9 protein-coding genes are annotated in these 11718 nt (G+C 73.1%); 2 read left to right on the top strand and 7 right to left on the bottom strand.

Going from position 1 to position 11718, the window contains the following annotated elements; genetic code table 11:
* From VI078_13500 to VI078_13480, 5 genes are all read right to left on the bottom strand, one after another.
* Positions 1-1171: hypothetical protein (locus VI078_13500; GenBank protein HEY6000299.1), on the bottom strand; the 1171-nt coding region annotated here is incomplete at its 3' end.
* Positions 1168-2856 carry a tetratricopeptide repeat protein gene (locus tag VI078_13495; GenBank protein ID HEY6000298.1) on the bottom strand — a complete coding sequence of 563 codons (1689 nt, stop codon included), beginning with the start codon at positions 2854-2856 and terminating at the stop codon, positions 1168-1170. The genes VI078_13500 and VI078_13495, both read right to left, overlap by 4 nt.
* Positions 2857-2921: 65 nt before the next feature.
* Entirely contained in the window at positions 2922-4346 is a 1425-nt protein-coding gene (locus VI078_13490; GenBank protein ID HEY6000297.1) for a hypothetical protein, read from the bottom strand.
* Between the two features lie 34 nt (positions 4347-4380).
* Positions 4381-6120: a tetratricopeptide repeat protein gene (locus tag VI078_13485; protein ID HEY6000296.1), complete on the bottom strand. Its 1740-nt coding sequence runs from the start codon at positions 6118-6120 to the stop codon at positions 4381-4383.
* Between the two features lie 32 nt (positions 6121-6152).
* Positions 6153-7268, bottom strand: a complete 1116-nt coding sequence (locus VI078_13480; GenBank protein HEY6000295.1) for an acyltransferase — start codon at positions 7266-7268, stop codon at positions 6153-6155.
* A gap of 144 nt (positions 7269-7412) precedes the next feature.
* On the opposite strand from VI078_13480, the gene VI078_13475 reads away from it, so the two are divergent.
* Entirely contained in the window at positions 7413-8279 is an 867-nt protein-coding gene (locus tag VI078_13475) for a PhnD/SsuA/transferrin family substrate-binding protein (GenBank protein ID HEY6000294.1), read from the top strand.
* 15 nt (positions 8280-8294) lie between these two features.
* Positions 8295-10859 carry a PAS domain S-box protein gene (locus VI078_13470; protein HEY6000293.1) on the top strand — a complete coding sequence of 855 codons (2565 nt, stop codon included), beginning with the start codon at positions 8295-8297 and terminating at the stop codon, positions 10857-10859.
* Between the two features lie 31 nt (positions 10860-10890).
* Here VI078_13470 and VI078_13465 read toward each other — a convergent pair whose 3' ends face one another.
* Both VI078_13465 and VI078_13460 read right to left on the bottom strand, forming a co-directional pair.
* Positions 10891-11238 carry a hypothetical protein gene (locus VI078_13465; protein ID HEY6000292.1) on the bottom strand — a complete coding sequence of 116 codons (348 nt, stop codon included), beginning with the start codon at positions 11236-11238 and terminating at the stop codon, positions 10891-10893.
* 54 nt (positions 11239-11292) lie between these two features.
* Positions 11293-11712 carry a disulfide isomerase DsbC N-terminal domain-containing protein gene (locus tag VI078_13460; GenBank protein HEY6000291.1) on the bottom strand — a complete coding sequence of 140 codons (420 nt, stop codon included), beginning with the start codon at positions 11710-11712 and terminating at the stop codon, positions 11293-11295.
* Positions 11713-11718 lie beyond the last annotated feature (6 nt).

Raw genomic sequence — 11718 nt, 5'->3', positions numbered from 1 at the left:
CGAGGACGACCGCGGCTGCCGCCGTGCGGGCCGCGCCGGCGCGCCCGCCCCCCGCCCCGGGAGGCAGCAGCGCCCACGACGACGCCAGGGCCAGACCGATCGAGGGGAGGTAGGTGTAGCGGTCCGCCATTCCCTGGAGGCCGACCTGCACCAGGCCGATCATGGGGACGAGCGCCCCGAGAAACCAGAGCCAGCCGCAGAGGAGCCAGGGGCACCGCCGCCGCAGCGTCCAGGCCGCGGCGCAGATCCCGGCCAGCAGCGTTGCAAGCAGGAGGGCCGTTGCGGGCGCCAGGCCTGCGCCGCGGTGCGGATAGAACGGCGCGAGGGCGGCCGGCCAGAGGGTCTTGCCGAGGTAGGCGCCGTACGACGACAGCGCGTTGAGCGCACGGTCGCCGATGGGAAAGACTTCGGCCCCGACCATGGCCCCCTGCCGCGCCTGCGCCAGGTAGGTGACGACGCAGGAGGCCGCCGACAGCGCCAGCAGCGGCGCCTTCTCCAGGATGAGGCGGGCGCGCGGCGCGGTCGAAGCGGCGCGCAGCCGCCCCAGCGGCCACCAGTCCAGCAGCAGCAGGAGCAGCGGGAGGGTGACCAGCGTCGGCTTGGCCATGAGCCCGAGCGCGAAGGCGGCGGTCACCGCGACCAGCCGCCGCGGCGAGGGGCGGCGCACGTGTCGCGCGTACAGCAGGAGCGTGGCCGCGCCGAGGAGGCCGGCGAGGACGTCCTTGCGCTCGGCGACCCAGGCAACGGACTCGACGCGCAGCGGGTGCAGCGCGAAGAGCGCCGCGGCGAGCGTCCCAGGCCAGACGCGGCCCGTCAGGCGCGCCAGTGCAAGCGCCAGCAGCGCCGCGGCAAGGGCGTGAAGCCCGAGGCTCGTGGCGTGGTGGCCCGCCGGCCGCAGCCCGAAGAGCCAGACGTCGGTCAGGTGCGAGGCCCAGGTGAGCGGGTGCCAGTTGGCCGCATCGAAGCCGGTCAGTGCCCAGCGCGCGGCCGCGGCGCTCCAGCCGTCCCGCACGTGCGCATTCTCGGTCACGTAGGTCGGGTCGTCGAGGTTGATGAAACCGGCGTCGAGCAGCGGCAGGAACGCGGCCAGGGTCGCCGCGGCGAGCAGGGCAGCGACGGCACGAGCGCTCGACAGGGGCCGTCCGGGCGCCGTCGGGCGCGGCCGGGTCATCGGTGCGCCGCCTCCCGCAGTCGCTGCAGCACGGCGGCATCGCCGGGGAAGCGCTCGCGCGCCGCGCGCAGGGTCGCCACGGCGTCGGCCGCCCGGCCGAGCCGCTCGTAGGAGCGCGCGAGGTTGAGCCAGGCGCCGGGCGCCTCCGGCTTGAGCGCGACGGACCTCTCGAAGGCGGCGGCGGCCCGCGCGTGGTCGCCCTGCATGCCGCGCGCGACGCCGAGGTTCTCGTACGCCTCCGCGAAGTACGGGTTGAAACGGATCGCCTGGTCGAAGTCGCGGGCCGCCCCCGCAAGGTCCCCTTCGCGGCCGACGATCATGCCGAGGTTGTGCCAGGCCTGCGCGAAGTCGGGCTTGTCGACCAGCGCCAGTTCGAAGTGGCGCCTGGCGGCGGCCAGGTCGCCCGCGGCGAAGCGCAGGTTCCCCAGGCTCAAGTTCGCGAGCGGCGAGCCGGGGTCCTTCGCGACGGTGTCGCGCCAGAGCGTCTCCTCGTCGCGGTAGATCCCGGCCTGCCGCCAGGTGAGGGTCGCGAGGACGGCCAGCAGCAGTGTCGCCGCGGCGGCGGGCAGGCGCGGGTGGCCCGGCGCGCGGCGCTGGAGCAGCCAGGCGGCGCCGCCGACGAGCAGCGCGATCGGCCCCAGGCTGGCGAGGTACTGGAAGTGGTCGGCGACGAAGGAGTAGCGCATCGGGTAGAAGTTGACGAAGCCGAGAGCCGGAAGCAGCGTCCCGCCGAAGAAGAGGGCGGCCGCGAGGGGCCCGCGGCCGATGCGCCCGCGCAGGCGCCAGAGGGCGGCCACCAGGGCCGCCGCCGCGGCCGGGTAGAGGTACCACCACCACGCCGGGGCGGCCACCGGCCAGCGCGGGTAGATGAACGTGAGCGGATGGGGCCAGAGGAGCTTGCCCGCGTAGAACCAGACCGCGCGGCCGGCGATCAGCGTGCGCTGGAGGGCGGAGAGCGCCCACTCCGGTCCGTGGGTGCCGACCTTGTACTTCTCGAGCCAGGCCGTGTTCGCGCCGAGGAGCGCCCCGGCGAGGAAGAAGGGGACCAGGGGAAGCACGTCGCGCGGCGCGAGACGGCCGCGCTTCCACCACAGCGCGAGCAGGATCGCCGCGGGCAGGGTGCTCGTCACGCTCTTGGCGAGCAGCGCGCCGAGAAAGAGCAGGAAGGCGAGGGCGAAGAAGCGCCAGCGGCGGGCCGGCGGCGCTTCCTCCCGATCCGGCGGCGAGAAGCGCAGGTAGGCGAGGAAGGAGCCGAAATAGCAGAGTCCCGAGAGGACGTTCTTGCGCTCGGTGACCCAGGCGACGGACTCCACCTGCACGGGGTGCAGCGCGAAGACCGCCGCCGCGACCCAGGCCGCGGGCAGCGAGAGGCGCCGGAGCGCCAGCCAGGCGAGCACCGCGGCGGCTGCGTGGATCAGGACGTTGACGGCGTGATAGCCGGCGGGCGCGAGCCCCCAGAGGCGCTTCTCGACCCAGAAGGTCGTGAAGACGAGCGGGTAGTACTGGGGCGTGGAGCGGCGGTCAAGCCAGATGTCGGCGAGGCCCGCCGCCCCGTCGAGGTGCTCGTTCTTCGTGACGTAGAAGTCGTCATCCCAGATCCATCCGCCCTGGACGATGGCGGGCAGGTAGACACCGACGGCGAGGACGCCGAGCAGGACTCCGGCCAGCCAGCGGGATCCGCGCATGCCCCGGCTATGTAGCGGTCCGCCGGCGGGCTGTCAATGGCGGCACGAGCGCCGCGCGGTCGCCGTCATGGCGTGGGCAGGTCGGCGCGCAGATAGACGCCCTCCCGGAAGCCGGACAGGCGCGAGCTGGGGAACGAGGCGAGCAGCCGGTACCGGACCGGTCCGAACTGGACGACCGGGGCCATCATCGCCTGCTCGTCGGGGACCAGGTGGTTGAGGAACCACTCCGGTGCAACCGTCACCAGGTCGCGGCCGCGCACGAAGCGCGGCTGGCGGTGCGGCGGCAGGTAGCGCCGGTAGTACCCCACGAGCACCTCGGCGCGCGTGTCACCCATCGAAGCGAAGCGGAAGGGAGCCCCCGGGCTGCGCTCGTCCATGTAGCGCACGGCCTCGAGATAGTGGCCGCGGCCGTCGCGCGCGAAGACCCAGGTCTGCCAGGCGTTTGCGGCCACCCACGCCACGGCCAGGAGGACGAGGGCCGGCCGGACGTGCCTCCGGTCCCAGGAGCGCGCGATTTCAGTGCCGAGCAGCACGGACAGAAAACCGGCGGGAACGAGGTAGTAGCGGGGGAAGCGCAGCGACTGCTCGTTGAGGGCCGCGACGATCGCGGGACCGATCGCGCAGGCCCCGGCGTAGAGCAGCCAGCGCAGGTCCCGCGCCAGGGCCAGGCGGATGAGGGCCGCCAGGGTCGCGACGCCGAGCAGGACGGCAGCCGCCGTCTGGAGCGCGGGCAGGTCGCCGACCCCGAGCAGGTCGCCGGCGCGCCCGCGCAGGGCGTCCCAGAACGAGACGGCGACGCCCCCCGCATCCGAGACCTGGCGCAGCTCGAGCCAGTACCAGGTCGCGGCGAAGAGCGCCGGCACGCCCTGCAGCGCGACGAACCGGAGCGCGCCGCGCCAGCGTCTCTCCGGCAGCATCAGGACGGCGGCCGACCAGAGCGCCAGGCCGACGGCGGCCGAGAGGAACGTGGGATGCGCCAGGGCGCCGAGGATGCACGCCGCCCAGTACCCCGCCAGGGCGGCGACGGAGTGCCTCTCGAAGTATGTCTCGAGGCGCTCCCACGCCAGCAGCGCGAAGAAGCAGGCCAGGGCATAGCCGCGGGCCTCGGTCGAGTAGAGGATCATCACGTGCGAGAAGGCGAGAATCCCCGCGCACCACAGGGCGGCCCGCGGCGAGCGGCGCAGGCCCAGGCGCGCCGCCAGCAGCACGGCCCCGACGCCGGCGACCAGCGATGGGATGCGGTAACTCCACCACGCGCGGTCCGGCCCGAGCAGCCAGAGCCAGAGGGAAACGAGGTGGTGATTCGTCGCGCTGGGGAAGTTCGTGAAGACCTCCGCCGGGGAGCGGAAGGACGCGACACGCAGGAGCGACCAGAGTTCGTCGAACCACAGCTCGGTCCGGAGCCCCGGGAGGCGCAGGAGCGTCCCGACGGCCACGATCGCAAGCAGCAGCCAGGGCAGGGAGCGACTGAGCGGCCGCTTCTCCGGCATCGGGGTCAAGGTGCGTCGCCGATCACGGATGGATTCAAGGAGCCGGGACGCCCCCGTCGTCCCGGCGCGGAAAGGCCCGGCGCAGGAGCTGCTCGTATTCCCCCTTGCGCGCGATGAGGCCGGGATCGCGGCTGAAGGCCTCCCGCAGCTGCGCCGACGCCTCCTGCGCGATTCCGGCGGCCTCGAGCGCAGTCCCGAGGGCCAGGCGCCCCTCGGCGTAGGCGGCGTCCAGGCGCACCGCCTCGCGCAGCTGGACGAGCGCCTCCGCGCCCCGGCCCTTCCACGCCAGGGCGAGCCCGTAGTTCAGGCGCGCCTTGGGGTACTTCGGGTCCGCGAGCATCGCGGCCTGGAAATAGCCGTCGGCCTCCTGCACGCGGCCGGTCCGCGCCAGGATGATGCCGAGGCTCACCAGCGACTCCGGGCTGCGCGGCTGGAGCCCGAGGGCGCGCCGGTACTGCCGCTCCGCCCGCGCCAGGTCGCCCCGCTCGTACCAGGCCGTCGCGAGGCTGTTGACCACGATCCAGCTCGGCGGGGTGACGGCCAGCGCCCGTTCGTAGAGGGTGACGCTGTCGCGCCAGTACGACGCCTGGCGCCACGTCAGCGCCGCGCACCCGAGCAGGGCGGCCGCGACGGCCGGCGCCAGCAGCCTTCCGGCGGCCGGCGCCCGCCCCGGCAGCCCGCGGACGCCCCAGACCGCCGCGACGAACAGACCCGTCAGCGGGACGTAGGTGTAGCGGTCGGCCATTCCCTGCCCTCCGGCCTGGACGATGCCGATGACGGGCGCCAGCGTGACCAGGAACAGGCACCACCCCCAGGCCAGGTGCGGCGCGCGCCGGGCGCGCGCGAGGACGAGCGCCGTCACGGCCGCCAGCGCGACCGCCGCCGCGAGGGCCTTCCCGAAGTCGAGCCCCCCCATGGGGTGTGGATAGAACACCGCCAGGTCCCGCGGCAGGAGCGCCTGCAGCGCATAGCCGGCGGTGCTCACGGCCGCGTTCGCGACGCGCAGCCCCAGCGGGAGCCTCTCCATGGAGCGGATGGCCCCCGAGCCGGACTGGACGAGGTAGGTGACGATCGCGGCGGCGCCGGCGAGCGCAAACAGCGGCGCCTTCTCGAGGAGGAGGCGTGTGACGCGTTGCCCGCGCGGATTGCCCTGCGCCAGTCCCGCGAGGCGACCCAGGGGCCAGAAATCGAGCAGGAGGAAGACAAGGGGTGCCGTGACGGCCATCGGCTTGGCGAGCAGCGCGAGCGCGAGGAGTGCGAACGCCGGCACACCGCCGAAGGGCCGCGGCCGGCGCACCTGTCGCACGTAGGCGCCGGCGGCGAGCAGCCAGAAGAAGGTGCAGAGCAGCTCCTTGCGCTCGGACGTCCAGGCGACGGCCTCGACGTGGAGCGGGTGGAGGCCGAAGAGCGCGGCGACGACCGCGCTGGCCCGGGTCGCCCCCGTCAGCGAGCGCAGCCCGAGGAAGAGGAGCACGGCGTTGGCGGCGTGCAGTGCCAGGCTGGCCCCGTGGTGCCAGCGCGCGTCCATGCCGAAGGCCTGCACGTCCGCCATGTGCGAGAGCCACGTGAGCGGGTGCCAGTTGCCCGCGTGGGTGGTCGTGAACGCCCAGACGAGGCCCCGGGCGCTGAGGCCGTCCCTGACGAGGCTGCCGTCCCAGAGGTAGGCGTAATCGTCGAAGTTGACGAAACCGTTGCCGAGGACCGGCAGGTAGGCGAGCAGGATCGCGCCGGCGAGGCCGAGGCCGATCGCCGCCACGCGCCGCTTCGCGGTCATCTCCCGCTCACGACGCGCCGCCTCCGCGCCGCTCACCCCTGCGCGGAGCTCGGCGCAGGGGCGAGCGGCGCCTCGCCCTTCGCGCGCCCGCCCTCGTCCGCCCCCGCGGCCTTCACCCGCCGGCGCAGGCGGTTGATCGGCCCGTCGATCGCGCGGATGAACAGGAAGGAGAGGAGGAGGACGGCGGGAATCGCGACCAGGAGGTTCTGGAGGCCTCTCCCGCCGAACCCGTGGAACGGCCGGCCCACGACGGCGATCGAGGTGAGGAAGCCCGTCTGCCAGTGGAGCAGGTAGACCGGGTAGCTGAAGTCCCCGATGGCCTTGTCCCAGCGCGCCGAGGTGCCCGCGTACCCCTTGCCGTGGAAGAGGCTCAGCGTCAGGAGCAGGACGATGGCCAGGTTCACGTACAGTCCGTGGGTGAAGCCGAGCATCGTGTAGGACTTCTTCGCGCGCGCCAGGGCGGTGAAGAGCGTCATGTTGGCGAGCAGCGCGACCGTCAGCGCCTCCGGGCGCAGCAGCAGGCTCCTGCGGAAGAGCCCCTCGAACCTGCGCTCGCGCGCCACGAAGTACAGGAAGCTCCCCAGCGAGAACGGCAGCGAGCCCGCGAGGATGCTCGAGTAGGTCAGCGCCGGCAGGCTGCCCCTCTTCGCGAAGGCCAGCGCGCCCGCCGTGTACAGGACGCTGGCGGCCGCCCACGCGCCGGCGCGCCTCCTGGTGGCGCTGATCCCCAGGCAGATCAGCAGGTAGTAGGTGAGCTCCACGGTCAGCGCCCAGGTCGCGGGGGAGAGGCGGGGCAGCGAGTCCTTCTGGAAGACCAGGAAGACGTTGCGCAGGATCTCCCCGGCCGTGCGCGGCAGATAGATCGCCCGGTGGAAGCGGGTGAGCGCGCCCTCGCCGAAGACGAGGATCAGGACGACGGTGAGCGCGATGGCCGCCCAGTACGGCGGGAAGATCCGCAGGAAGCGGTTGACGAGGTACCGCCAGCGCCCCGGGAGGGTGTAGCCGTAGGTCTCGTGCATGATCATCGTCATGAGGAACCCGCTGAGCAGGTAGAAGCCGAAGACGGCGTAGATCCCGTTGAAGAACAGGCCGTAGAGATGGGTGGTGACGACCAGCAGCGCGAGGAGCGTGCGGTAGATTCCAAACATTATCGGTATATTTTATCACGATGTGCGTCAGTCATTGCGCTGCCCCTGCGGCTCGCGAGGCTTGAGGGTCGTCCCGGGCGGTGCCACAATGGGCGCATCGGGCGCACGGCAGATCCGGACGGGGCAACGAGGGAGGGACGTGGGATGAAGAGAGCCATGGTGATCCTCGCGGCGTGCCTCGCGCTGGCCGCCGCGCCGGCCGCCCGGGCCGCGGAGACCCTGCACTTCGTCGTCATGGCGCCGCTCGACGCCGAGAAGGAGCGGCCGAGGTACGAGGCGCTCGGCGAGTACCTGCGCTCGGTCAACCCCCTGCTCGGCGACATCAAGCTGCGCATCGCGAAGGACTACCCCGAGGCCGCGCGGCTGTTCAAGCAGGGCGACGTCGAGGGCATGTTCTCCGGCTCCTTCGTCGCCGCGGTCTTCATCGCCAAGGGGCTCGCGAAGCCGGTCGCCCGGCCGCTGGCCGCGAACGGCGGGTCCACCTATCACGCCTCCATCGTCGCGAAGGAGGGCACGAAGCCGTTCGGCGGGGTCGACGATCTCAGGGGCAGGCGCGTTGCGTTCACGCCGCTGGCCTCCGCGGGCGAGGTCTTCCTCCGCGGCCTGCTCGCGCCGGGGGACGCGCCCGAGAGCGTGTGGACGCCGGTGCCGGTGGCTTCGCACCAGGCGGCGCTGGAGGCGGTGGCCGCCGGGACGGCCGACTACGCGGTGGTCAAGAGCACGGTGTTCTCGCCGACGGAGCGCCCGGGCCTCGCGCTCGTCGGCTCCGGCGCCGAGGAGCACCCGGACAACACGTTCATCATGCCGCCGGTGGTGTTCGAGAAGGTCGGCGCGCTGATCGCGAAGGCCCTCCTCGGACTCGAGGCCGACACGGGCGAGAAGGCGGAGGCGGCGAGGCGCGCCTTCGGCTGCAAGGGCTTCGTCGCCACCACGGGGATGGACTTCGCCCCGACTTTCGCGGTGCTGCGGAAGGCGCGCGTGGACCCGAAGGCCTTCGACTTCAGCTTCTGACCCGCCGTAGCGACCGTGGAACAGAAGTCGGCCGGCGTCCGACGGGAACTCGACCGGATCGTCCAGGAGTGGGCGGCCCGGACGGCCTTCATCGGGGCCGCCATGTGCCTGGCGCTCGGCCCGCTCGATTTTTACGCCGTCCCGGGGCGCGCGCTGCGCTTCCTCGCCTACCGGTGCGCGGTCTCGGCCTGGCTCGTCGCCGTGGGGCTCTTCCTGCGACGGCCGCGGCCCCGGGCGACGGTCCGGGCGGCGATCCTCCTGGGAGTGCTGGCGTCCGTCGCCGTCCTCGAGGCGATGATCCTGGAGTTCGGCGGGCATGAGTCGCCGTACGTGATCGGCCTGGTGCTCGTGGCGGTCACGGTCCTGGGGCTGGTCCCGGCCGGCCCGGCGGTCGCCTCCGCGGTCGCCGGCGCCACGTTCGCCGCGTATGTGGGCCCGATGCTCTTCCCCGGCGCGCCGCTTCCCGGCGGCTCCACCGCCGTGGAGGTCGTCCTGTTCGCGGCGTTCCTCGGCGCGCTCGTCCTCGTGAACTGGCTGAACCGGCGGCGCATCGCGCAGGAGATCGCGCTACGGCACGACCTGACGCTCAGCCATGCGCGCCTGGAGGCGGAGGCCGCAGGACGCGCGCGGGCTGACGCCGAGCTGCGCGAGAGCCAGGGGCTGCTCGCGTCGATCGCCGCGGCGGTGCCGGACGCGATCGTGATGCTCGATCCGGAGGGACGGGTGCGCTACTGGAACACGGCGGCGGAGCGGATATTCGGTCACCCCGCGGCGGACGTGCTCGGGCGCGAGGCCATTGCGTTGCTCGTCCCCCCGGACAAGGCCGGGGACCTGGCCGCAGAGCACCGCGCATGGCTGGGCGGCGGGCGGGGCGTGCCCGCCGGACGGCGCCTCGTCACCCAGGGCAGGCGCAGCGACGGCGAGAGCTTCCCGATGGAGCTGGCGATGTCGGCCGTGGAGCGCGGCGGGCGGCTCTGGACGTGCGCCCTGCTGCGCGACGTGACGGATCGCACCCGCAACGAGGACCGCCTGCGCCTGTTCGCCGCGGCGGTGGAGGGCGCCGCGGAGGGCTTCTACATCGTCGGGCTCGACGGCCGGATCCTCTACGTCAACCCCGCGGGCCGCACGACGTGGGGCCCCGACCCCGGCGCGTACATCGGCAGGGGGGTGGCCGAGATGCACCAGTTCCCGGAGCGGGTCGCGAGCATGATCATGCCCGGGATCATGCGGGCCGGCTCCTGGGCCGGCGAGGTTACCGGGACGAAGGACGGGCAGCGCGCTGCCTTCTGGCTGACCGCCTCGCTCGTCCGCGACGACGCGGGCCGCCCCATCGCGATGGTCGGCATCACCACCGACCTCGCGGCGCAGCGCCGCCTCGAGGAGGAGCGGATCCGGGCGCAGAAGCTCGAGTCCATCGGCGTGCTCGCCGGCGGCCTGGCGCACGACTTCAACAACCTGCTCACGATCATCCTCGGGAACCTCGACCTGGCGCGGCTCTTCGCCGGGACGATTCCCGACGCGGCGGAGGCCCTCGACCACGCCTCGGAGGCGGCGCTGCGCGCGGGGGACCTCACGCGCCAGCTGATCACCTTCTCCAAGGGCGGGCACCCCGTCAAGCGCGTCGCCAGCATCGCGCGCACGCTGCGGGAGACCGTCTCGTTCGCGGCGACCGGGTCCAACGTCTCCTGCGTCTTCGATCTGCCGGAGGACCTTCCCGCGGTCGAGTTCGACGAGGGGCAGATGCGGCAGGTGATCCACAACCTCGTGCAGAACGCGCGCGAGGCGATGCCCGGCGGCGGGGAGCTGCGGGTGGGCGCGCGTGCCCTCCAGGTCGCCGAGGGCGGGATCGAGGGGCTCCCGGCCGGCCGCTACCTGCGCCTGGACTTCCACGACTGCGGCAGCGGCATCGAGCGCGACCACCTCTCCCGGATCTTCGATCCCTACTTCTCGACCAAGGAGATGGACACCGTGAAGGGCCGCGGGCTCGGTCTGGCCGTCAGCTTCTCGATCGTGCGCAACCACGGCGGGACGATGACCGCGGAGTCCAGCCCCGCCACGGGCACGACGGTCTCGGTCTACCTGCCGGAGTCTGCCCGCGAGCCGGACGAGGAAGAGGAGGAGGACGAGGAGCCGGCGCCGGAGGGCGCGGGCGGGCCGGGGGGGCAGTCCATTTCCGGGCCGGAGGAGCGCGCGCCGGAGGGGCCCGCGAAGGGGCGCGTGCTCGTGATGGACGACGAGCCGCTGGTCCTCGACATGGCGGGCGCGGTGCTCCGGCGCCTGGGTTACGCAGCGACGCTGGCGCGCTCGGGCGCAGAGGCCATCGTGCAGTACCAGATCGCGCTCGAGGCGGGGCGGTCGTTCGACGCCGTCGTGCTCGACCTGACGGTCCCCGGCGGCCTCGGCGGGCCCGAGGCGCTCGCGCGGCTGCGCGAGATCGACCCGGGGGTGCGCGCGGCGCTCTCGAGCGGGCACGTGGACCACCCCGCCGTCGCCGACTGGCCGGGGGCGGGCTTCGCCGCGTTCATCCCCAAGCCCTACACCATCAGGGCGTTCGAGGAGGCCCTCGCGCGGCTTCTCTGAATCGCGGCCGCCGCGGCCGCGCCGTCGCCGGTTACTTCTTCGGCGGGGCGGCCGGCTTCTTCGGCGCCGGGGGCGCCCCCTCGGCGGGGGGCTTGGGCGCCGTCGCGAGCCCGAGGCGCTGGCGCAGGCCGTCAGCCTCGAGCACGCCCGACTGGTAGCGCCCGTCCGCAAAGAGGTACGTCGGCGTCCCGGAGACCCCCTTCGACGAGAGCAGGGCGATGGTGTCGTCGACGAGCTTCGCCCCCGCCGCGCACTGGTTGTCGGACGTGTAGCCGTTCTCGAGCTCCTCGAAGCTCTTCTTGTCGCAGTACGCCGCGACGCACTGCTCGCGCGCGCCCTTGTGCATTGCCAGCGGGAAGAGCAGCACCTTCACCTGCACCTCGCCCTTGTCGGCCAGCTCCCTGAGGGCCGCACCGGCCCTCTTGCAGTACGGTCACTGGGGGTCGGTCACGAAGTAGACGACCGGCCCCTTCGTGCCGACCGTCATCGCGACCAGGCCCTCGACCTTCTTCATGTCCTCGGGGGAAAGGCTGTTGAGCGCGGAGAGCGTCTCCTCGGTGACGTCCCTGCCGTTCTTGACGTCGATGAGGTGGCCGGTGACGAAGAAGCCGCCGGCCGCGTCGACGTAGAGCGCGTTCGGTTTGCCCTGGAAGTAGACGATGACCTCGCACAGGCCCTTGGCGGGCGAGGGGGAGACCTTCCTGACCTCGATCCCCGGGCGCTTGAAGACCTCGAGAATATTGGCGTTCACCTGCTCGGCGGACGGGCACTGGGCGGCGGCCACGGCGGGCATGGCCAGGGCCGGCAGGAGCGCGATCAACGTGCGTCGCGCGGCGGGGCGAGTCTCAAGCATGGTCGG

It is taken from the genome of bacterium, assembly GCA_036524115.1.
GTDB lineage: Bacteria > JAUVQV01 > JAUVQV01 > JAUVQV01 > DATDCY01 > DATDCY01.
The sequence above is the reverse complement of the archived record's forward strand: the minus strand, read 5'-3'. Positions and strand labels throughout refer to the sequence as shown.

What these genes read in the sequence shown, in the direction of transcription:
- VI078_13495 (HEY6000298.1), bottom strand. Translation starts at nt 2,856, where the DNA reads ATGCGCGGATCCCGCTGGCTGGCCGGAGTCCTGCTCGGCGTCCTCGCC.
- VI078_13490 (HEY6000297.1), bottom strand. Translation starts at nt 4,346, where the DNA reads ATGCCGGAGAAGCGGCCGCTCAGTCGCTCCCTGCCCTGGCTGCTGCTT.
- VI078_13485 (HEY6000296.1), bottom strand. Translation starts at nt 6,120, where the DNA reads ATGACCGCGAAGCGGCGCGTGGCGGCGATCGGCCTCGGCCTCGCCGGC.
- VI078_13480 (HEY6000295.1), bottom strand. Translation starts at nt 7,268, where the DNA reads ATGTTTGGAATCTACCGCACGCTCCTCGCGCTGCTGGTCGTCACCACC.
- VI078_13475 (HEY6000294.1), top strand. Translation starts at nt 7,413, where the DNA reads ATGAAGAGAGCCATGGTGATCCTCGCGGCGTGCCTCGCGCTGGCCGCC.
- VI078_13460 (HEY6000291.1), bottom strand. Translation starts at nt 11,712, where the DNA reads ATGCTTGAGACTCGCCCCGCCGCGCGACGCACGTTGATCGCGCTCCTG.